Here is a 22,161-nt window from a genome sequence, read left to right as displayed (position 1 = left end):
TCCGTCTGATTAATTCAGACGGATTTCTAAAAGTTTGATTGATTTTTTTTTCTAAATTGCTGCATCGCAAAAGTGTGTGCGTACTTTACTCGTGTCAGGCCAAACCACCAAAGGAACAGCATGAAAGGGATCATTAAATATAACCAATAATCATAGGTAAATAAAATCGAATTATAAAGTACATGAAGCAAAAATGGCGCCAAAAATGCAACGGCTATCCACTTCGCTTTTTCTGACACTATAGAAAACTTTGCTTTACCAAAATAATAGCCCATGACCACACCAAATAACGCGTGACTTGAGACAGGTAGCAATGCTCGAATAAAAGCTGTGTCCAAACCGAAGGACAGTAAATATAAAATATTTTCTACTGTAGCGAATCCAAGTGATACACTTGCTCCATACAATATTCCATCATAGGCATCTTCAAATTCAATTGTTTTATATACGAGAATAAAAATAATAATCCATTTAAAAAATTCTTCTAAACTGCTTGTAAATAAAACATTGCGGAAAAATTCACTATCAAATACACGCTCTTCCTCAAAAACATGTTGAATAAACAAAATTGGGAATGTCATGATCGCACCGTAAATGAATGCATGGAATAGCGACTTGGATGGCTCCTTGGCAATTTGTTTACGTAAATACAAATAACTGAAAAGTGCCAGCGCCGGCGCTATTGCGACTGTCAGTAAGATAAACATAAGCGCCTCCTCATGTCGATAGTATACCACACACTAAACGACAAAAGTTGCCTGACCTATAAGGCAAGCGACTTTTCGATTCACTTCTGTTGTTGGATAGATTGCGCAATCATTCCACCATGGAAACGACCATTTTCGATGAAAATCTCATTGGCATTATTGCCTGCTGCAATGACACCTGCTATAAATAAATTCTCCACGTTTGTTTCCATTGACTCTTCATTGAAAATAGGACGGCCCGAAGTCTCATCCACCTCGATACCTATTTTACGTAAAAATGCATGGTCCGGATGATAGCCAATCATCGCAAAGACATAATCACTTTCGAGATCAAACGTTTCACCTTGCTGATTAACAGTGACAGCTTTTTCATTAATTTTGGTAACGTCCGCATTGAAGTACATATCGATTTGACCATTCCGCACTAAACTATCAAAGCCAGGCAAAATCCAAGGTTTGACACTTTTTGAATACGTATCATTACGGTAAACGACCGTAACATGCGCTCCAGCACGCTGTAATTCCAATGCCGCATCGACTGCAGAATTTTTGCCACCAATGACTGTTACTTTTTTATTGAAATACGGATGTGCTTCTTTAAAGTAATGGAAAACAGTTGGCAAATCTTCTCCTTCTACATGTAAACGATTTGGCTGATCATAATAACCTGTTGCCACTACAACATACTTTGCACTATAGACCGCTTTATCCGTTTTTACGGTGAATTGATTACCATTTTTAACTACATCTTCCACTCGCTCATGGCTATTAATTTGCAGCTCTTCAATTTGTGCAACGGTTCTATAATAGACCAATGCATCATTACGTTTCGGCTTATCCATCGCCGTAATAAATGGCGTCTTGCCAATTGATAACTTCAAGCTTGAACTAAAAAAGGTTTGGTGAGTCGGATAGTTATAAATGGAATGCACGATATTTCCTTTTTCAATTACTACTACAGACAAACCGATATTTTGTAGTTCAATTGCCGCTGACAAGCCACATGGACCGCCACCGACAATTACTGCATCTACAGAATTCATGACATCTACTCTCCTGACTTCTTACTGCCTAATAGCGAACTTCCACTACATGACATTCCGGTTTTGCACCGAGTCGTAACGGTAACTTGGTCGTTCCATAGCCGTTACTGATTAATTTCGCACCGTATTTCGTTAATTGGAAACACCCTAGATCCTGCAATCCCCATGGCCCAAATCTAATTTGCCCACCATGCGTATGCCCAGCAAGCGACAATTTAGGTGTCAGTTGTTCCTCTACCTTTTTAAACAAAGAAGGGTTGTGCACAGCGAGAATTAAATACTCATATCCACTTGCTGAGTCGATTGCTTTATTGATATCGACGGTACCATTATTCCGATCCTGCAGTCCACACAATCCGAAGCGCGGATGATTTGGTACGGTTGCTGTACTATCTACGAGTACCGTTGCGCCTACTTCATCCATCACTTGTAAAATGTTTTTTCTACCAACTTCTTTATCATTATTACCGAAAATATAAAATAGCGGTCCGACTGAAGACAGCAATCGCATGTTATGCAAAATCCGCTCCATAGGTACACCTTTTTCTGCTACATCTCCGCCTACTATGACCGCATCAATTGCACGCGTACGTAATTCATCGATTAATCGAGGCGAGATAGTACGTCTGTGTATATCCGAAATAAAGAATATATTCAGCTGTTTAGTAGGATTTGGATCAATCGACAAAGTATGCGTTAGCAAACGATTTCGATTGGCCAACGTATACATATACGTCAACGTAGTTATTGCTGATAAAAGAACTGATATTCCTGCTGTTTCTGCCTTTTTCATTTGTCAGCTCCCATAGAAAAAAGCAAAGTATCCACTTTGCTTTTGTAGTAATAAATTTCATTAGTAGTATAGCAAGATTCCGATAATACCCTCAACCATTTTACTTTCCTTATGAAACTGCACCCAAGTATTCTGTCATGGTTGGATGAAACCCAACCGATAACTCCACTTTTTCCACTGGCACTTGATCGGGAACGTCAGGGGAATAGAGATCGGATAATACGTAGAGTAAAATAATAATAGGAATTAGCGTAAAGATTGCTAGAAAAATATTAATGATCTTCACGCGACCGTATTTTTCCTCTTTCTTCTTTCCATGTACTTCTGCACGGGAAGGAAGTTTATCGGAAGGCACTTTATCTTTAATCTCTTTTCGCTGCCGTTCAAAATCCATCTTATATTGATCGTTTAACATGTCTAATTTCTCCTTCACACCGCATAATGTCTGTTGCTATTATATGATGCAATTCGTTTATTCATCCGTGAAAAGTACGTCCGCTCATAAACTCATCTGTTTCTATTATGCCGAATTTTGTCTTAAAAGTAAATACAGACAGTTAGGATCAACCTAATAATTGATGCAGTCGTTCACGCCATTGTAACGGCTTAGCGACCCTTTCAGGTAAAGATTCTGATTTCATTAGCCAGCTATCGTCAAGATTCTGGCAGTTTGAACAGCAATCCATTTCTGCTGGTGAGGTGTTTTCGTCAAAAAACTGCACTAATTTTCTCCGTAAGCAACTATCACATTTTATATAACTTTCCATTTCCTCAATTTGTTTCTCTTTTACATGATAAATCTGCTGGATTTGTCGAACGACATTTTCCACATCAAATTGTTCCAAATAATAATCAAGTAGACGGGATGAGACTTCAGACAATCCTGCTTGTTCTGCAGCCAATTGCTCTCCAGTTCCCGCTTGCAATAAAGAAGAATAATAAAGTGTTTGCTGTTCATCGGGCAAATCTCCATAGACAATGAATTTTACTTTCTGAATATCTCGATCATTATACAAAAGAGTGGCGGCTGCCTTTCCTCCGTCACGCCCTGCACGCCCGACTTCTTGTATATACGCACTGGGAGTGGCAGGGATATGTTCATGAATAATTTGTCGAATATCATCTTTATGAATTCCCATACCGAATGCATTAGTCGCGCAGATCCACTCAAGTTCTCCTTGGACAAATTGTTCTTGAATGATTGACCGTTCGTCCTGTTCTTTGCCCCCGTGGTAACTAGCAGTCGCGATGCCTCTTTCTCTGATGATTGCAGAAAGTTCATCGGCTCGCTTTCGTGAAGCTACATAAATTATACCAGGACCGATTGTCGTAGAAAGCCTGTCGATAATCCATTCTGTCTTTGCTAATTCATTGTCCATCTTCAATACACGATACGAAATAGCCGTTCGATCCATCGGCTGACGTTCAATATACGGGTTATTCATTTGCAAATACGTAGTGATATCCCCCACTACTTTTTTATTCGCAGTAGCCGTTAATGCCAAAACCGGTGCTCTTCTTGAAACTGCAAATAGTTCCTTTAAGCGCAAATAGTCTGGACGAAAGTCAAATCCCCACTCTGAAATACAATGCGCTTCATCTACTACGAAAAAAGCAATATGTAATTGGTTGACGAGTTGTTGAACAGGTTTTTGCATCATCATTTCAGGAGATAAAAAAATAAATTTATATTGAGATAAAGTAGACAGCGCTAATTCTTTCTCTTGTCTGGACAAGAATGAATTAATGGCCACAACACGTTTCTCTTTATGTTTACGTAAATTAGCAACTTGATCTTCCATTAACGCAACGAGCGGAGAGATAATGACGACTGCACCATTGAGCATATACGCAGGTAACTGATAGCAAAGGGATTTCCCCATGCCTGTAGGGAAAATCGCTACCGCATCTCTTCCTGCGAGAATTTCTGTAATGACTTCTTGTTGTCCTGGACGAAATGATTCATACCCAAATTTTTGATGCAAAACTTCCTGTAGCTCCATTAGCTCTCCCTCCTTCCAATAATGATTATTAATCGTAGTTGAAAATACGTCAATTCTGGACACTGTTCTTTTAATACACGTAATCGCTTTGTTTGCATCTGTTCTACATGACGCCAAACTTGATCAATTTGTTCGTTTGTCACAAACTCTTCATATGGAAAACTTTCTACATTCGCAGCCATTTCAATAAAATGATCTTCTATTGTACTTAATTTCAAATTCCGCAAAGAAGAAATTTGTTCAACGGTATAACCACGCTCGAATAGCTTCCTCGTTCTCTCAGCGGATTGTGTCAAATACGTGTCCACTCTACAACCTGCAGCTAATTCTTTTAGCAATGGAGTATTTCGTTGTTGGTGAATAAAATCGAGCAACATATGCAATGCTTCTAGATAATAAAGTTGGATCGAACGGATCGGCATGTTGAGACTTTCTGCCATCTGCTCCCAAGTAAAGGCGGTAAGCCGGTTTCCTGATAATCGACCAATCACTATTGTACATTGCAACTCGGGTACTTGAGCGTCTGTTAGTGCGTGTTCCAATTCTTTCTGCAGCGATATAGATAGTGTATTCATCGGTTTTGATTGATTACGCAGAAATCCTTTTACAAATTGCTGAGTAGGCAATTCTTTCTGAATAGGCATGAACATAGTTTCACCTCTTCGCAAATTAGACAAGGTTTGAACTGTCAATGCCAATCGCCTACCGAATTCTCTTTCACGTCCGCGATAGTCCCAGCCATTAAATCGCCACATTTCACTCCCTGTAGCCATTTGACCTTTTGCTGTGACATAAACAAGTTTATCTATATAGATAAGACCGTCCGCCACCATCCGCTCGAGCGCCTGCTGGAATTCGCTTGAGGACAACTGTGGCAACAGTGCGTAGTATGATTTGACTTGATAATATTCGACGTCTTGCAATGTCTGTCCCGATCGTTTCCCACGAAGTATGTGGTAAACACCTTGCGCCGAACGCTCACCATGAAGGCGTTGAAAGATCGTTAGTAAGATGGAATCAAAACTCATTTGCGCTCCCTCCTGAAGAAATAACGTTTTTTTGTTGAAAAGTGATGAAAACAGCTTTAGAATGGAGTAGATACAAAATAGGTTGAGTGAATGGAAGAAGGGAGAAAGACAAATGTCTAGCAAAAAATATACGATTGTCGATCAGGATACGTGTATAGCTTGCGGGGCCTGCGGGGCTGCTGCACCAGATATATATGATTATGACGATGAGGGGATTGCATTTGTTATTTTAGATGATAACACGGGAAACACTGAAGTTCCAGAAGAACTGATGGAGGATCTCGAGGATGCGTTTGATGGCTGCCCTACTGATTCAATTAAAATTGCGGATGAAGCCTTTGAAGGCGATCCATTAAAATATGAAGATTGATTCAATCCCGACAACACTTCCTACTATTGGATGTGTTGTTTTTTTGTTTAGGTTAGGAAGAAAGGTCGGCATTAGGATTTGCGAGTTCGAGACACTGCAGGAACGTAGTGACGAGTCGAGTCGCCTCTCCTACACTCCAATCCCATGCAAAAACAACGCCAGCCTTCCTTTTCGGAAAGACTAGCGTTGTTATGATTAAAATGATAATTTCTTTTGTTGCTGAAGAATCCACTTCTCCATACTTCTATATAACATCAATGTGATGACCAATAAAATGACACCCTTGACTAGGTTGAACGGCAAGATTCCTAAGATAATCATCTGATACAATGAGTCGCCAGTAACTGCTGGCATACCAAGGAAGTATGTGTACATCGGCAAGAACACTAAGTAATTCAACAAGCTCATACCTACTGCCATTGCTACTGTACCTGCGAACAAACCTGTCATCAGACCTTTAGCTGAACGATACTTCATGAAGATCCAGTAGATCGGCATAATGAATAATACACCTGTCGCAAAGTTTGCGATTTCTCCTACCGGTACTCCTGTCGGGCTGCCTGATAAGAACCAGTGCATGACGTTTTTCAATAACTCTACGCCAATACCTGCTACAGGTCCCATTGTCATGATTGCCATAACAGCAGGAATCTCACTGAAGTCGATCTTTAAAAATCCGGGCATAGCCGGGATGGGGAAGTTAAACTGCATCAACACCGTTGAAATACTTCCCAATATTGCCACCAAAATTAACTTACGTAACTTCTTGTTATTCACTTGTTCCTCTCTCCTTTTGCGATTCACTTCAAAAGAGGAAAGGCTTGCACATCTGCTGTTCCGCGAAAAATCCCTAAAGCAAAATATGCCTTAGGGAGAGTAAAATGCACTGTTAAGAGCAGATAAATTCAATGAATTTATCCGTCAGAAAACAAGCACCACTTTTGCGTACACAAAAAGATGGCTGCACCTTCACCTTCTCCCATCCAGACTATACTGTCGGCTCCGGAATCACACCAGAATCAGCTGTTAAGCTCGCGGGCTAAAAGTAGAAAACTACTCCATTTCCGCCGGTCGGGAATTACACCCTGCCCCGAAGATGAATCAATATTTAATTATGACTCTATTGTAGCGTAAAAAAACTGTTTTGTAAACTTTACGAGTTTACAAAACAGAATTATTCGTTAATCAGAAACTTAGGGTTTGCACCAATCGGTTTTTCGATTGCTTGTGTAAAATCAAAGCGCCCCCATTGATCTTGTTTAATTTGATCAAACTCTACTTGCTTATCAAAGCTAGCCGCTGTTAGTAAAATCCCCTCAATCAGTTGCATAGCTTCTTCATATGGTAGATTATCTAAGTCCAGCATTTCATTAAATTTCACGCGTACTTTATTTTTTTCATCCGTAACCGTGAAGTTTACTTCATCAGGAACAACAGACGAGTAGATATCGTTTGGTGTCTCTTTCATCGCATTCAATGCTTCTTCTACTGTAGCGTAAACCTTACCAAAATTCGTCGAAAGTAATACTTCTCCATCCGATTTCTCAAATCGATAGTATGCCTGACGCGAATTATTACCTGTTATGATAAGAGGTTCTTCAACTTTCCCTACTCCGTCAAACGTAACGGGTGATGCGTCTTCTTGTAGAAATCGAATTTCATCAAAAACGTAAAATGTATCTTGTACAGACAGATTAAGCATCTCAAGCGTCGCACTCGATCGATCATAAGAATGGTCAGCTGAAAACTTCATTTGAACTTGCTTTCCAACTGATGAAATCGTCGCCATATAAGGATGATACTCTGTGAAGCCAAGCGACACTTCATCTATTGTATTCGCATACTCATTATAGAGTGCCACTGCGTCTGGAGATGACCCTAGACCTTCAGGAAGTCGTTCATTCGGGATCAAGAACGTCACAGGGACAATTGTCGCCTGATCGGTAGCCAGCCCAATACGGAAAGCTGTGTGATCGATGAGATCATCAGGATAAGCAGCATTGGTAAGTGGCGCTGCAATCTGTTTGGTATAGACAGATGTATCACTTGAATCTTCGGACTGCATTTCTTCACTATTTTCCATCTCGATAGTGCTTGCCGATTCACTCGTTGTTGCTTTATCCATTGATACTTCATTGTTCTGTTGAAGGAAAGTTGGTATGAGTATAGTGAGCAACAGGACCGCTGCTACAGCTGCAATAATTGATGGCCATTTAGATTTTGACGGAATATTCTTCGGCTCTTCAAGTTCTGTAAGTCTGGCATCGTTTTTCAATCGTTGCAAGATCTCTTCTTTGGACCGCCGATCTTCCACGACTGGCATATGACGTAAACGTTTCTCCATATCGTCTTCATTCCACTTATCGTTACTCATCTCATCCCCCCTCCTTCACAGAACGTACGTCAAGTTTCGTTTTCAATGCTTTTATTGCACGATGCTGTGTTGTTTTCACTTTGCTTTCGGTCCAATCCAAAACTTCTGCAGTTTCAGCAACCGAAAGATCTTGGAAAAACCGCATGAGGATGACCATCTTTTGATCCCCCGTACAAGTGTGCAATACTTCCAGCAATTGTTTCTGTTGTTCATCCGCTTCAATGAAATGCTCAGGTAGTTTATCAGTTGCGGTCAATTGCTGTGTTTCCCAATCAAAATGAATATTAGTATGCTTTTTGATAGTTGATTGTTTTCGGAAATAATCAATAGACACATTTTTCGCTATTGCAAACAGCCATGTTTTCTCGGAGCTTTTTCCTTCGAAACGGCCGTAGGATTTAAGAACACGCACATAGACTTCATGCATTAGATCTTCCGCTACCTCCCGATTGCGAGTTAGATATATCAGGAAGTTAAATACATCGCGGTTATAGTCTTCATACAAACGTTGGAAAACAGAGTCATCCATTCAATCCCCTCGCTCTGTAATAGTAGTCGTTTCAATACAGGAAAAGTTTCATTTATTTATTGCGTCAAATGGGAGCGAACAAATAAAGATCGTTCCTTTTTCATCACCACGTGTCGCTAAAATCGACCCATCGTGTGCTTCCATAATATTTTTTGCAATAGCTAAACCAAGTCCCGTTCCGCCTTTCCCTCTAGTTCTTGCTTTATCGGCTTTATAGAAACGTTCAAAGACGAACGGCAAGTCTTTTTCAGGAATACCGACGCCTGTATCGGCTACTGTAATATCGAGCATACCAGCAGATTTGTAGACGCCTAACGTCACAGCTCCACCATCCGGGGTGTGACGGATAGCATTGTCAATCAAATTGGTGAATACTTGTTCTAGACGGTCTTCGTCAGCTGTCACGAGTAGAGTGTTCATTTCCTCAGTATCTAGCGACAAGTCTACCTCCGCATCTTTTGCAACTTGTGAAAACTTTGTTACCATGCGCTCCAAAAACTCTACAATGGATAAAGGTTCTTTATGAAGTTGAATGTAGCCAGACTCCATTCTTGCTAAATTCAGCAAATCTGTGACTAGACGACTCATACGTTTTGACTCATCATGAATGATCTGTACCATTTCCATACGCTCTTCTTCACTGCTCACTACGTCATCAATGATCGCTTCACTATACCCTTGCAACATCGAAATCGGCGTCCGTAGTTCATGCGATACGTTAGCAATGAAATCCGAACGTAACTTATCCAATTTATGCTGTTCAGTCATATCCCGGAATACCGCCACAGCACCTCGTATACTGTTTTCACTGTACAATGGGCTAATAGAAATCACATAAAACTGCCCACCTAATTCCAATTCATCTTCCACTTCCTCAGCAAACGAAATAGCATGCTCCAACATATGAAAGACTTCTTTAGGCAATGGATGATTCTTTTTCTCATTGAAGCCATACCACTTTTTCAACAGTAATTCAGCTTGAGGATTTTTCAGCAGGATAGAGTAATCTTGATTAAACGTTACTACTGCGTCTGTCATTGAGGTGAGAATGCTCGAAAGCTGTTCTTTCTCTTGCTTAATCAATTCGATATTATACTTCAATTGACGTCCCATCTGATTAAAAGCCGTAGCCAACTGACCAATTTCATCTTTTTGCGCAACCGGTAAATGCGTATCAAAATTGCCTTTAGACAATTCAAACGCCGCTTGCTTCATTTTACGTAATGGCAACGTGATTCGCGTAGATAGGAAAAATGCAAAGAATGTAGTCAAAAGAAAGGCAATAAAAGCAGATAAGAATACGATATTCGTTGTACTTTTTGTTGTACGGTGCACAGCATCTAGACTTTGATACATCAGTACACTCGCTTCCTCACCACTTGCTTGTTTAAATGGATAGGATAAAATTAAAAATTGCTCCATGACATCTTTTTCTGTCAATGAAGGCAATATCATTTCTTTCATTTTTTGCTTACCTGATTCAGGTGACTCGAATAAAACGCTTTCAGAAAGAAGCTTTTCTTCAATTTCATCTTTACTTGAGGATGTATGGAATGAATATAAAATATCGCCCTGTCGATCAACTACAATTGCGTTCGTCTCCAAGTCGAGGATATCTTCTATAATCTGGTGAATGGAATCATTCGTTTGTCCATTGCGATCGTTCACAATCTTGCTGATGGTGGCAGCTTCCCTCTGCAAGGACTCTTCTGCTTGTTTCGTATGGAAGTTATCCAGAAACTCAAGCAAGAACAGTGTGACAATAAACAGGACAAACGAAACGAGAAGCAATATGGTTGCCCATAGCTTCCCGACAATTGAATTCCATATTCGCATCACTCGTTCGGAACCTCGAACTTATAACCGACACCCCAAACAGTGACAATCATTTTTGCTGCCCGCTCTGAAACCCGGCTCAATTTTTCACGGAGCCTTTTGACGTGTGTATCCACTGTACGTAAATCTCCAAAGAATTCGTAATGCCATACTTCCTTCAGCAATTGTTCACGATCAAATACTTTGTCTGGTGATTTCGCTAGGAAATATAATAATTCATATTCTTTCGGCGTTAAATTTACTTCTTTCCCTTCAGCTGTCACACGATGCGCGTCATGGTCAATCGTTAGTTGTGGATAAACCACTAAATCTTTAGACGTCGTGTTAGATGAAACGTTCGGGAATGCTACCGAACGTCGGAGCATAGCCTTGACGCGTAAAACTACTTCCCTTGGACTGAATGGCTTGACGATGTAATCATCTGCACCACTTTCAAACCCGCTTACACGATCTGCTTCTTCACCTTTTGCTGTCAATAAAATAACAGGCGTCATAATTTTATTTTCACGCAGTTCAGCTAATACTTCCATGCCATCTTTTTCAGGCATCATTACGTCGAGCAATATACAATCATATTGTCCAGCAAACACTTTTTCTAGCGCATCTGCTCCATCGACCGCTTCTTCAATTTCATAACCTTCTCTAGATAAATACATATTCAATAGGCGACGAATGCGATCCTCATCATCCACCACTAAGAGCTTCACTGTTTCTTCCACAATTCATTACCCCTTTCGACAACCTTCTATCTCCATTGTACAATTACTAACCTATAAAAAGAAATAAAAAGACTGCATGACAATTATTGTCATACAGTCTGATTTTATGCATAGGAGTGTAAACCTGCAATAATTAAGTTTACGGCAATCAGGTTGAACATGATGATAACAAATCCGATGACAGCAAGCCATGCAGACTTTTTACCTTCCCAACCTTTTGATAAACGCAAGTGAAGGAATGCAGCGTAGAACAACCATGTAATGAGTGCCCACACTTCTTTCGGATCCCAACCCCAGAATCGTGACCAAGCTTCATGCGCCCAAATCATAGCGAAAATTAAAGCACCGAGCGTGAACACTGGGAAACCAATCAATACAGCACGATAGCCGATTTCATCCATCAGTTGAGAATTCGCCTTCCGCGCTAGCGGTTGGAAGACCGCAGCGAGTGGTTTGCGTGCAATTAAGCGTAATAGTACGTAAAGCACTGAACCTATGGCAATAGACCAAACTAGAGAAGACATTTTTTGAGCATTGATGATCGGAGGTAACTCCACCCAAGGTGTCATTTTATCCGGTGTCATGGCTTCATACTCATTCATTCCGAATAGCGGAGGAACGTGATATGTGATTTCAGCTGGCACTTGATCTTTATTGATGTATGTGAAATCAGCTTGATAATCCATTACCTTAAATGTTGTAGATGCCACAACAAATCCAAGTACTAAAACTAGCGTATACATAACTGCTTCAATCCAAAAACGCGATTTGGATTTCTTTGTCATGTCGATATTTTTCACCAAATACACAAGACCTGCTATCGCACTGATTGCAAGGATAGATTCACCAATAACCGTCGTGATTACGTGGATGAACAACCATTTACTCTGCAAAGCAGGGATTAGCGGAGTTACGTCCGTCGGGAACATAGTTGCATACGAGATAATAATAATCGCAATAGGTAATGCAAACAATCCGAGTGACGGTGTTCGGTATATTAGATACAACATGATGAATGCACCAACAAGCATCATACCGAACGCAGTCGTAAATTCAAACATATTACTTAATGGAGCGTGACCTGATGCAGCCCATCTAGTAAAGAAATAGCCTAGGTGAGTAAGGAAACCGATGATTGTAATGACAATACCGATTGTTCCCCACTTACTATTATGATAAGCCTTTTCAGATTTCGATTTTTTAATTGCCCCACCAAAGAACATTGTTGCCACTAAATACGCAACAAACGAAACTAATAATAAATTACTACTAATGGTAACTAAGTCCATATTTCCTCGTCCCCTTCCTGTTCTGGCTTGTCCAACTCAGGATCCTGACGATCTATATAAGCAGGCAAGTCTGCAGTTTCTCGTAATGTATCTAGCTCTTTACGTAAAGAGAACCAGTTTTTATTCGTATGTGCAGCAATCAATAGATGTCCTTCTGTATCTTCTTGAATCCATACTCTGCGGTGTTGCCAGTACATACCTTGAATAACACCAATCATAAATACTAAACCACCGAATAAGAGGATATATAATGTCTTATCTTTACGGATTGTTAAACCAGAAATATTTCGTGTCTCGGCAGCTGCGAACTTAATCGCATAGTCGTTCTCTTCTACTTCCAGCGTTTGACGAATTGCAACGAAACTCTTTTCACCTTTTGGCTTATCCGGTGTGTTCATTTGAAAAATGAACGCTGGATTATTCGGAACAGGTGATTTCGAATAGGGTTCCCCGTCTTTAATTCCATCATAATCTGGATAAAAACCGAGCATATTGACAGTAGAGCCATTTCCAAGATCATATTCCTTCTCTGGGTCACTTAAATTCACCGTAAATTCTCCAAGAGATTCTTCAGAAGATTTATTTACCAAATGGAATGTCATGTTTTTAAGCTCGTCCAGTTTATAATCCATCTGGAAAACATTATATCCATCAAACTTCAATGGCTTGTTGACATTGATGGAGTAATCCTCCACTTTTTTAAGACTTTCACTACCAGGTAGTGCTCCCTCTTCTTGTTTATACAATGTAACGTCTGTTGTATATGATTTGGCGATCGTGCCATTCTTATCCAACGCCTCACCGAATACTTCTTCTGCTTCTTCTTTTGTATAATTCTCTAAAGTGAACTTTTTATTTTCAAGTACATAACCTGGTGCTCCGACGATATTACGTGTTTCTCCTTCACGGAGCCACATCGCTTCGTCAACATAAAAACCAGGAATCCCTCTCAGCAGAATGCCCGAAATGAAAATAATTAATCCGACGTGGTTAATATATGGGCCCCAACGTGAAAATCGATGTTTTTCAGCTAAAATTGCGCCATTTTCCGTTTTCACATTGTAGCGCATTGCTTTTAGTTTCTCTTCTGCTTTTACAAGGGACTCTTCTGTATTTTGAACATCACCTTCTCCGAAAATCCGCTGACGCTTCATAAAGGATGGATGACGACGTGTACGTTGCTTTTTAAGTGATTTATAAAGCGGAACCACACGGTCAATACTTGCGATAATAATAGAAGTTGCAAGCATACCGACCAGCACTTTAAACCACCAGCTATTATACATATCATATAAGCCTAGCTCATAATAAAGTTTTCCTACCGTACCATACAAACGCTCATAGTATTCCAAATAGCCTTCCGGCGTAGTGGCAGGTACATAGAACTTCTGCGGAAAGATGGTTCCAATTGCTGACGCGATTAATACCGCCGCAATAATACTAACGCCAATCTTGACACTGGAGAAGAAGTTCCAAATTTTATCGACAATGGAACTCTTATAGGTTTGAGATCTTCTAGAAGATCCTTCGTAGCGCATATCTACAATATCACTTTTCTTTGCTTTTTCAGATAAGGGACGACCACACTTCTCACAAAGCTCTGTACCATAAGGATTTTCATGCCCGCATTGGCATTTGATTTTGCTCATTGAGTAACAATCTCCTTACTTTGGTTGAATGCTTTCTAAATACTCGTAAATTTGTTGCTCTGTCATTCCCTGTTTAATGACTTTCGTAATCTTTCCTTCTGGATTGATGAGGAAAGTTGTAGGTAATGGTTTGATATTATACAAATCCATAACGGTTTTGTTCTTATCCCATAACATCGGGAATGAAAGGTCCATGTCATCTCTAAAAAGTTCTATTTTCACTTTTGGTTCTCCTACGTTGACAGTAAGGATATGTACACCTTTCGCTTCAAAGTCTTTATAGAGATCCTCCATGTGAGGCATTTCCTTTTTACAAGGTGGACACCATGTACCCCAGAAATTCAGGAATACGCCTTGTCCTTTGTAATCCGATAACCGATGTTCATTTCCTTCTAAATCTACAAGCTCGAAATCAGGAGCTGTATCACCTTCCGCCAAGACTTTCACTTTATCTTTTGAAGTAATTGCGTAGATAAGAATTGCAGCTAAAATTAATAGAAGGGCTGCTCTGCTAATTAGCCTGATAGTCTTTTTGTTTTTCTTTTTGGCCAATCATGTAACCTCCTGTCTAATTTGCGTTCCAATTGCTATTATAGCAAAACGTAAAATCAGTTGGGACTGCACTAGTGATAGGTTTGTGAACATTCCACGCTTTCTTAGCCGATCTTACCTGTTTCTGCCAAGACGCGTAATTGTTTCAATTCGTGTCTAGTTAACTCACGTGCTTCTCCAGCATTCAATCCACGAGTAGTCAAGTTCGCAAACTCTTCACGCTTCAATTTTTGCACAGGGCAATTAATTGCGTCGAACATTCTTCGTACTTGACGGTTACGCCCTTCATGGATTGTGATCTCGACAATCGCTGAATTGGTTTTCTTATCCGAACTTGTCATTTTCACACGAGCAGGAGCAGTACTACCGTCATCTAATTCGATTCCTGTCTCCAGCTTTTTAAGATCATCGCGGGAAGGAATTCCTTTTACTTTTGCTACATATTTCTTTTTGATTTCAAACTTCGGATGAGTCATTAAGTAAGAGAAGTCCCCGTCGTTCGTCATCAACAATACGCCCGATGTATCATAATCCAATCTGCCAACCGGGAAAATACGCTGGCTGACTTCTGGCACTAAATCCATAACGGTTTTGCGACCCTTTTCGTCATCTACTGTTGAGATATAACCACGTGGTTTATAAAGCAGATAATAGACAGGAGTTTCTTTTGTTAATTGAACTCCTTCTACCTCAATTGTGTCCATTCTAGTAACTTTAGTGCCTAATTCTGTCACGACTTTACCATTTACTTTAACCAAGCCATCCAATATAAGTTTTTCTGACTTTCTTCTTGACGCTACGCCGGCTTGTGCCAATACCTTTTGTAATCTTTCCATGGGTTCCTCCTTGATGTTACATACTGAAAAAATTATGTCATACTTTCGAGCAAATGAAAAGAAGACTGACCTATGTAGGTCAATCTTCGAAATAGTATGTTTTCAACTCACTTCTCGGACTCGATATCTACTGCTACTGTCTTAATTGGTTCTGTACCTAAATAAATAGACCAGTAGCCTTTTTTCTGTTGTTCATCTGCTTGTGGAATTTGTAACACATTGGACAACATTTTCTTCTCTTCTTTCGTTACGAGTAATTTAACAGATTGATCCAGCTTTGCGACCATATGTGGAAATACTTGATACTTCCCTTTTTTCACTGCAGTATACGATTGATATTCAGAGAACACCCGCTCTGATAACTGTTTATGAACTTGCCAATCATCTCCGTTATTTAATGTAACGACAATGACGGACTTTCCATCCTTTTCGAAATAAGTAGCCAATGTACGTCCTGCTGCTTTTGTGAAGCCTGTTTTACCTGCAACAGCAGTTGGTTCAGATATCACTAGTCGATGTTTGTTTTGCCAACTATTTTTTCCATGTTCAGTTTCAAAAGGATAGTTTTTTGTAGAAGCTATTTTACGAAACTCTGGATTCTTCATGGCAAAATATAACATTCTCGCTGTATCATACGCAGAAGATAGGTGATGCTCGCCGTGCAAACCGGATGGATTCATAAAATGCGTTTGCTCCAAGCCATGACTTTGCGCTACTTCATTCATCAAGTAGACGAACCCTTCAAGTGAGCCACCCGCATGTTCCGCGAGCGCCTGGGCTGCATCATTACCTGAACGAAGCATTAAGCCATACAGTAAATCTTTCGTCTTCATTACTTGACCTGTTTCTAGATAAATGGATGACCCTTCTGCCGTCGCGGCTTGTGAGGAAATGACTGTTTCCTCTTCACTTGGATTTAACTCCAAAAACGTATAAGCCGTCCACATTTTAGTCAAACTTGCTATCGGTAGCGGTTCATGCTCATTTGACCCCATCAGCAATCTTCCGTTTTCCCCGTCTATCACTGCATATGACGCGCCTGCCGCTTGACTACTTGCAGGATTCATCACTAATCCGACTACCAGTAGAACGATGAACGAAATCTTTCTCAAGCATCATGTCCTCCTTCTTCTGTATTGGAAAACGCTTCTTGGAATTTTGTCATGAATAAATCTGTCTCTTCGGATGTTTCTTGTTCTTCATCAATTGACAGTGGTGGCATATCTTCGAGTGAAGCCAGTCCAAAACGATCTAAGAAGAAAGCTGTCGTGCCATATAAAATCGGCCTACCAGGACCATCCATGCGCCCTACTTCCTCTACAAAGCCTTTAGCGGCTAACGAAGACAAGGCACGCTCAGACTTCACTCCACGCAAATCATCGATCTCTACGCGCGTCACAGGCTGCTTGTAGGCGATGATCGCCAATACTTCAAGTGCAGCTTGTGTAAATGTAGATGGCTTCGGATCTTCCAGCATTCTCTTAATATCGTTTGCCCATTCGCTCTTTGTCACTAAGCGGTAACTTCCACCATAACCTTTTAGCGTAATACCCCGTGTATCATCGTCGTCATATGCAGCTTGCAACGAAATCAGCACTTGTTCTGCTTTTTGCTCATCGCATTCCAATAATGTGGCTAACTGCGCAAGGGTTAATCCTTCTTCACCTGCTACGAATAAAAAACTTTCCGTCATACCGATGAAACCTGTTTCAAAATCCATACCCCTCACCCCTTCACATCAACGAGATTCGTAATTCTTCAAAGTTATTGCTTTGTCGTACTTTAACTTCTTGTAATTTCATCAGTTCGAGCAACGATAAAAATGTCAAAACGAGTTCAGTCACTGTCGCCGTTTCAAAAAGAGCTTGAAAATCACATTCTCCGCCACATAGTTCAAGTTTACTCATAATCGAAGACATCTTATCCCCGACAGATTGCTCTGACTTTGTTATACTCGCTGTAAGAGGCAGTTTCAGCTTTTTTCTGTGTAACATTTTTTGAAACGCACCGATTAAATCAAAGACATTCAGTTGCTCTTCCGTTTCCGCTACAAGTGGGACACCGTAGACCGTTAAGTCTTCAGGCTCTTTTGTGAAGTGTTCATCACGATTCGCTGCGGATTCACGTAGCGAATGTGCCGCTTCCTTAAATTTCCGATACTCCATCAAACGGGCAATCAATTCTTCACGCGGATCCTCCTCATAACCGAATTCTTCGATGAACGCTTCTTCTTCATTGACTGGCAACAGCATTTTACTTTTCACTTCTAGAAGTGTCGCTGCCAGCACGAGGTATTCGCTTAATTCATCCAACCGAAGAACACGCATGGCGTGCAAATGTTCTATGTACTGCTGTGTCAGCTCCGCCATGGGAATGTCGTAAATATCAATTTCGAGCCGATTGATCAAATGTAGTAATAGATCAAGTGGACCTTCGAAAACTTCGAGTTTTACACTATAACTCATTTTACCAACCTACCTAACTAGAAAGGAATGATTTAGATGCACCCTTACTATCATCCTCTTTTTCTACAGTTTATTGTGTATTTCAATGACAATCAAGATTATTTCGAATGCCATGAAGTGCTAGAAGAATATTGGAAGGAACAAGAGAACTTTTCAAAAGACCATCCACTAACAGGCTATATTCTCATGGCTACAGGATTATACCACTGGCGCAGAGGCAATACAGCAGGCGCTTCCCGCACTTTGAACAAAGCCATCACACGTTTTAGACAAATGCCTGTACAATTTGGCGACTATCTGGAAGAAGTGGCCATTGATGATATCATTAGCAAGCTAGAGCACTGTTTGGAGAGTATTAAATCTAATGATGAATTCTGTGCATTCCAACTCCCCATCTCACCACGCTTGCAAGTTGCCGCGGATCAAACTAAGCCCTCGATTGCATTATTGCCAAAAAATAGCGCGTCAGTTATTCATAAGCATATGCAGCGGGACAGGTCGGATATTCTTTTACAACGTGAAGAAAAGAAGAAGGGCAGTCATTAAAGATCTGCGCCTTCTTCTTTTCGTAAGCAACTTTGTATAAAGGGTTTGGTAAAATCAGTGCCTTCACAGCTGTATCCCGGATAAATCTCCTGCAATTCCTTCATCATCTTGTACGCAATTCCTTCTCCACGAAACGATGGATTAACCGAAATATGCTGGACAGTATACGTCTTAGCCTCATCATTTATTTCTACACCTATTAAACCAATGTAATCCTCTGCTTCTTTATAAAGAAATAACTGCCACTGTTCTTCGCAAATATACTGCTGAACAGTTTCTTGTAATTTACATAACATTTTCTCACTAGGGATATATGATAAAAAACCCATAGCAATTTTCTCTTGTGCTTTCTTAAAGCGAATAAGATTCAATAGTAACCCCTTCTTTTCAGAAATCCTCTGTATAGTTTACACCAATACACCGTTTTCTTCAACTTACGCATTATTTATAGCTCGGATCGATCACCGGAACAACTAAATACCAATAGATGACACCCCAAACAATCGCCATTACAACAATGGAAAGGAAGAGAATGATGTTTTTCTTTTTCATCAGAAATTCTCCTTCTCATTTGATTGTAACGGAAGATCCAATTTAATAATGTCTTCGTAGGTTTCGCGTCTTACTACTAACTGATGCTGGCCATTTTCAGCAAACACAACAGCGGGTCGTGGTAAACGATTATAGTTGCTGGCCATGGAGTACGTGTAGGCTCCTGTACAAAAGACAGCTAGTAGATCGCCTGTTTCCACTTTCGGTAAAGCGGCTTGTTCTATTAATTTATCGCCTGACTCACAGCATTTACCTGCTACAGTCCATTGCTGATCATGTGGTTCGTTCATTCGATTGGCGATCGCACTAGAATAATGTGCATCATATAAAGCAGGACGTATATTATCAGACATTCCGCCATCTACTGCTACGTATGTACGGACACCCGGCACAACTTTTGTGCTGCCTGTGGAATAAATGGTCGTTCCTGCATCTCCAACAAGCGAGCGGCCGGGTTCTATCCAGATTTCAGGAATGGGATACTGACATTCCTCCGCCATCTTCTTCACTACATCTGCCATTTCTTCTACATATTCGGCTGGTTCTAGCGGCGTATCTTCTTCTGTATAACGAATACCAAATCCACCGCCTAGATTTAAGACCGGACAGATAAACTGGTAGTTCTTCCGCCATTCCACCATTCTTTCCATCAGCACTTCTGCTGCAAACTTGAATGCATCGGTTTCAAAAATCTGCGACCCAATATGGCAATGCATACCGAGAAAATGAATATATTCATGATCATACAGCGAACGGAATGCTTCATCAGTTTGACCATTTTTCAAGTCAAAGCCAAATTTCGAATCTTCCTGTCCCGTCGTAATATAGTCATGTGTATGTGCTTCAACACCTGGTGTTACGCGAATCAGAACATTCATTATTTGCTTGCGCTCTTCCGCAACCTTTTTAATCATGTCGATTTCCAAGAAGTTATCGACTACGATACAGCCAATTCCCTCTTCAAATGCATACAAGATTTCTTCTCTACTTTTATTATTTCCGTGGAAATGAATACGTTCACGGGGAAAACCTGCTGCTACAGCTGTATACAATTCTCCACCCGAAACTACGTCAAGAGACAATCCTTCTTGTTCTGCCAACTGATAGATCGCAATGGATGAGAAAGCTTTACTCGCATAAGCAACCTGAGCGTTAATATTTTTGCGTTCAAACGTTTCTTTAAATGCTCGCGCACGCTTTTTGAATAACTCCGTGTCGTACACCATGACCGGCGTTCCATATTGTGAAGCTAATTCTGAAACGTCTACTCCACCGATTGTCAGATGACCACTTTCATTCACTGCCTGTGTTCCATAAAGATGCATGTCCCATACCCCTCCCGAATTCTCTCAGATAACTTTATCACAAGAAGACGGAAAGTAGCAACGAACGATAGAAGGTCTACTTATCTTTACGACATTCTGTCACGGTTTGGTGATTTTGTGATAAACGGCCGTGGGTCATCGATTGTCATAGGGAAGCGAATCAATACACGTAGCAAAGCTTTCGGGAAGAAAGGTGTGAACGGCCACAAATATGGCACATTCATCGGCTTCAATGAACATAAGTAATAATAAATGACAGCAAGCGCTATGAAGAAGCCTGGTGCGCCTAACAAGGCAACAGAGACCAATAAGAAAATCCGGAATACCTTAGTCGTAATACTTAATTCGAATGAAGGTATCGCAAATGTCAAGATGGCACTTACTGCCACATATAGCACAACTTCCGAAGAGAATAAGCCTACGTCAATCGCCACTTGTCCAATCACAATAGCAGCAACGAGCCCCATGGCGGTCGAAAGTGGCGTTGGAGTATGGATTGCGGCCATACGTAATACCTCAATACCTACATCCGCAATCATCAACTGAACAAATAGGGGCACTTCTCCCCATTCATTCGGACCGATGTACTTGATCGCTTCTGGAACGAATTGTTTTTCTACTGACATCAAATACCAGAATGGCAGGATCACTAAACTTAAAAACGTCCCAGCGAAGCGTACCATCCGGATGAATGTACCGATTAAAGGCGCTTGCCTGTATTCTTCGGCGTGTTGTAAGTGATGCACTAGCGTTACAGGAACTAAAATGACAGATGGAGACGTATCTACAATAATCGCGATATGTCCCTCAAGTAAATGCGCTGCACAAATATCAGCGCGTTCCGTATACCGAACGAACGGCATCGGATGAAACCCTTGTTTAAAAAGGAATTCCTCAAGAGATTTATCGGTCATCGTCAAGCCATCTGTTTCTAAAGCATCCAGTCGTTCCCTTACGAAATTTAAATGTCCCTCATTTGCGGCGCCCTTCAAAAAGGTGATCGCAATATCTGTCTTACCTTTTACTGACGTTTCATGCATTTCAAAACGTAGATCCGTTGTACGTAAACGTCTTCGGATTAACGCTGTATTTGTCAAGATGTTTTCCGTAAATCCGTCTCTAGAGCCACGTATGACTTTTTCAGTATCCGGTTCTTCGGGACTTCTGCCTGGATAGGATCGCACATCAAGTGCAAATGTGAAACCATCTTTCATGACGAATACAGCTAACCCACTTAAGATCGCTTTCGCGAGTTGATCTTCATCCTTCACAACTTCCAGGGAATGATACGGAAAATAATCGACCATGGCGCGATCAATATTCTCAACAGATTCACTTGTAAATAATTCATTACGGTCCTGCATTTCGGTCATTAAGGTAGTTAAGACCTCACCATCCACTAACCCGTTCATATACAGAAGAAGTATTTCTTTATCCCATAGGTGGATCACCCGTTTAGTCGCATCGAATGTTTCATCTTCGCCAAACTGATTGATGAACCACCTTTCCCCTTCTCTTATGGACGTAAATAGTGTATCGGTCAAA

The 22,161-nt window shown here is 40.6% G+C and carries 23 protein-coding genes and 1 riboswitch; of the genes, 2 read left to right on the top strand and 21 right to left on the bottom strand.

Annotated elements, in window-relative coordinates; all coding sequences use genetic code 11:
- Positions 1–26: 26 nt before the first annotated feature.
- The 6 genes from prsW to SporoP32a_RS15795 form a co-directional block, all read right to left on the bottom strand.
- Complete coding sequence (gene prsW, locus SporoP32a_RS15820; RefSeq protein ID WP_085428789.1) at positions 27–707, bottom strand: glutamic-type intramembrane protease PrsW; 681 nt, start codon at positions 705–707, stop codon at positions 27–29.
- A gap of 80 nt (positions 708–787) precedes the next feature.
- Entirely contained in the window at positions 788–1,750 is a 963-nt protein-coding gene (locus tag SporoP32a_RS15815; RefSeq protein WP_085428788.1) for a YpdA family putative bacillithiol disulfide reductase, read from the bottom strand.
- Positions 1,751–1,778: 28 nt separating this feature from the next.
- Complete coding sequence (locus SporoP32a_RS15810) at positions 1,779–2,543, bottom strand: metallophosphoesterase (protein WP_085428787.1); 765 nt, start codon at positions 2,541–2,543, stop codon at positions 1,779–1,781.
- Positions 2,544–2,652: 109 nt separating this feature from the next.
- Complete coding sequence (locus SporoP32a_RS15805; protein ID WP_085428786.1) at positions 2,653–2,958, bottom strand: hypothetical protein; 306 nt, start codon at positions 2,956–2,958, stop codon at positions 2,653–2,655.
- Between the two features lie 148 nt (positions 2,959–3,106).
- A complete protein-coding gene (locus tag SporoP32a_RS15800; RefSeq protein ID WP_085428785.1) occupies positions 3,107–4,546 on the bottom strand; it encodes a RecQ family ATP-dependent DNA helicase in 1,440 nt (479 codons plus the stop codon).
- The gene (locus SporoP32a_RS15795) at positions 4,546–5,574 is read right to left on the bottom strand and encodes a YpbB family protein (RefSeq protein WP_085428784.1); all 1,029 of its coding nucleotides are present in this window, start codon (positions 5,572–5,574) and stop codon (positions 4,546–4,548) included. Before SporoP32a_RS15795 ends, SporoP32a_RS15800 begins: the two co-directional genes overlap by 1 nt.
- Positions 5,575–5,686: 112 nt before the next feature.
- Between SporoP32a_RS15795 and SporoP32a_RS15790 the strand changes: the two genes are divergently transcribed.
- Positions 5,687–5,944 carry a ferredoxin gene (locus tag SporoP32a_RS15790; RefSeq protein ID WP_085428783.1) on the top strand — a complete coding sequence of 86 codons (258 nt, stop codon included), beginning with the start codon at positions 5,687–5,689 and terminating at the stop codon, positions 5,942–5,944.
- A gap of 195 nt (positions 5,945–6,139) precedes the next feature.
- Here the strand turns inward: SporoP32a_RS15790 and SporoP32a_RS15785 are convergent, their stop codons facing one another.
- The 12 genes from SporoP32a_RS15785 to SporoP32a_RS15730 form a co-directional block, all read right to left on the bottom strand.
- On the bottom strand, positions 6,140–6,721 hold the full coding sequence (locus SporoP32a_RS15785) for an ECF transporter S component (protein WP_085428782.1): 582 nt from the start codon (positions 6,719–6,721) through the stop codon (positions 6,140–6,142).
- Between the two features lie 190 nt (positions 6,722–6,911).
- A riboswitch (FMN riboswitch) is annotated at positions 6,912–7,046 on the bottom strand.
- A gap of 72 nt (positions 7,047–7,118) precedes the next feature.
- Entirely contained in the window at positions 7,119–8,318 is a 1,200-nt protein-coding gene (locus SporoP32a_RS15780; RefSeq protein WP_085428781.1) for a hypothetical protein, read from the bottom strand.
- Between the two features lies 1 nt (position 8,319).
- Positions 8,320–8,847: a sigma-70 family RNA polymerase sigma factor gene (locus SporoP32a_RS15775; protein WP_085428780.1), complete on the bottom strand. Its 528-nt coding sequence runs from the start codon at positions 8,845–8,847 to the stop codon at positions 8,320–8,322.
- A gap of 48 nt (positions 8,848–8,895) precedes the next feature.
- Positions 8,896–10,686, bottom strand: a complete 1,791-nt coding sequence (locus SporoP32a_RS15770) for an ATP-binding protein (RefSeq protein ID WP_085428779.1) — start codon at positions 10,684–10,686, stop codon at positions 8,896–8,898.
- Positions 10,683–11,402, bottom strand: coding sequence for a response regulator transcription factor (locus tag SporoP32a_RS15765; RefSeq protein WP_085428778.1), 720 nt, complete (start codon positions 11,400–11,402; stop codon positions 10,683–10,685). Before SporoP32a_RS15765 ends, SporoP32a_RS15770 begins: the two co-directional genes overlap by 4 nt.
- 104 nt (positions 11,403–11,506) lie before the next feature.
- Positions 11,507–12,691 (bottom strand): c-type cytochrome biogenesis protein CcsB, encoded by a 1,185-nt coding sequence (gene ccsB / locus SporoP32a_RS15760; RefSeq protein WP_085428777.1) that lies wholly within the window; start codon positions 12,689–12,691, stop codon positions 11,507–11,509.
- Positions 12,682–14,340, bottom strand: coding sequence for a cytochrome c biogenesis protein ResB (gene resB / locus SporoP32a_RS15755; RefSeq protein WP_085428776.1), 1,659 nt, complete (start codon positions 14,338–14,340; stop codon positions 12,682–12,684). The genes ccsB and resB overlap by 10 nt, the downstream gene beginning before the upstream one ends.
- 15 nt (positions 14,341–14,355) lie before the next feature.
- Complete coding sequence (gene resA, locus SporoP32a_RS15750; RefSeq protein WP_085428775.1) at positions 14,356–14,892, bottom strand: thiol-disulfide oxidoreductase ResA; 537 nt, start codon at positions 14,890–14,892, stop codon at positions 14,356–14,358.
- 104 nt (positions 14,893–14,996) lie between these two features.
- Positions 14,997–15,728 carry a pseudouridine synthase gene (locus SporoP32a_RS15745; protein WP_085428774.1) on the bottom strand — a complete coding sequence of 244 codons (732 nt, stop codon included), beginning with the start codon at positions 15,726–15,728 and terminating at the stop codon, positions 14,997–14,999.
- 107 nt (positions 15,729–15,835) lie between these two features.
- Positions 15,836–16,840 carry a D-alanyl-D-alanine carboxypeptidase family protein gene (locus tag SporoP32a_RS15740; protein ID WP_232319552.1) on the bottom strand — a complete coding sequence of 335 codons (1,005 nt, stop codon included), beginning with the start codon at positions 16,838–16,840 and terminating at the stop codon, positions 15,836–15,838.
- Complete coding sequence (gene scpB / locus SporoP32a_RS15735) at positions 16,837–17,448, bottom strand: SMC-Scp complex subunit ScpB (protein ID WP_085428773.1); 612 nt, start codon at positions 17,446–17,448, stop codon at positions 16,837–16,839. The genes SporoP32a_RS15740 and scpB overlap by 4 nt, the downstream gene beginning before the upstream one ends.
- A 13-nt stretch (positions 17,449–17,461) precedes the next feature.
- Positions 17,462–18,193 (bottom strand): segregation/condensation protein A, encoded by a 732-nt coding sequence (locus SporoP32a_RS15730; protein WP_085428772.1) that lies wholly within the window; start codon positions 18,191–18,193, stop codon positions 17,462–17,464.
- Between the two features lie 36 nt (positions 18,194–18,229).
- Here SporoP32a_RS15730 and SporoP32a_RS15725 point away from each other — a divergent pair, with 36 nt between their 5' ends.
- Positions 18,230–18,739: a DUF309 domain-containing protein gene (locus tag SporoP32a_RS15725; protein ID WP_085428771.1), complete on the top strand. Its 510-nt coding sequence runs from the start codon at positions 18,230–18,232 to the stop codon at positions 18,737–18,739.
- On the opposite strand, the gene SporoP32a_RS15720 is transcribed toward SporoP32a_RS15725, so the two are convergent.
- The 3 genes from SporoP32a_RS15720 to SporoP32a_RS15710 form a co-directional block, all read right to left on the bottom strand.
- Positions 18,736–19,110 (bottom strand): GNAT family N-acetyltransferase, encoded by a 375-nt coding sequence (locus SporoP32a_RS15720; protein WP_085428770.1) that lies wholly within the window; start codon positions 19,108–19,110, stop codon positions 18,736–18,738. The genes SporoP32a_RS15725 and SporoP32a_RS15720 overlap by 4 nt on opposite strands.
- A 180-nt stretch (positions 19,111–19,290) precedes the next feature.
- Positions 19,291–20,616, bottom strand: coding sequence for a diaminopimelate decarboxylase (gene lysA, locus SporoP32a_RS15715; RefSeq protein ID WP_085428769.1), 1,326 nt, complete (start codon positions 20,614–20,616; stop codon positions 19,291–19,293).
- Positions 20,617–20,702: 86 nt separating this feature from the next.
- A complete protein-coding gene (locus SporoP32a_RS15710; RefSeq protein ID WP_085428768.1) occupies positions 20,703–22,160 on the bottom strand; it encodes a spore germination protein in 1,458 nt (485 codons plus the stop codon).
- Position 22,161 lies beyond the last annotated feature (1 nt).

The organism is Sporosarcina ureae (assembly GCF_002109325.1).
Lineage (GTDB): Bacteria > Bacillota > Bacilli > Bacillales_A > Planococcaceae > Sporosarcina > Sporosarcina ureae_C.
This window is presented reverse-complemented; position numbering and strand designations above follow the sequence as displayed.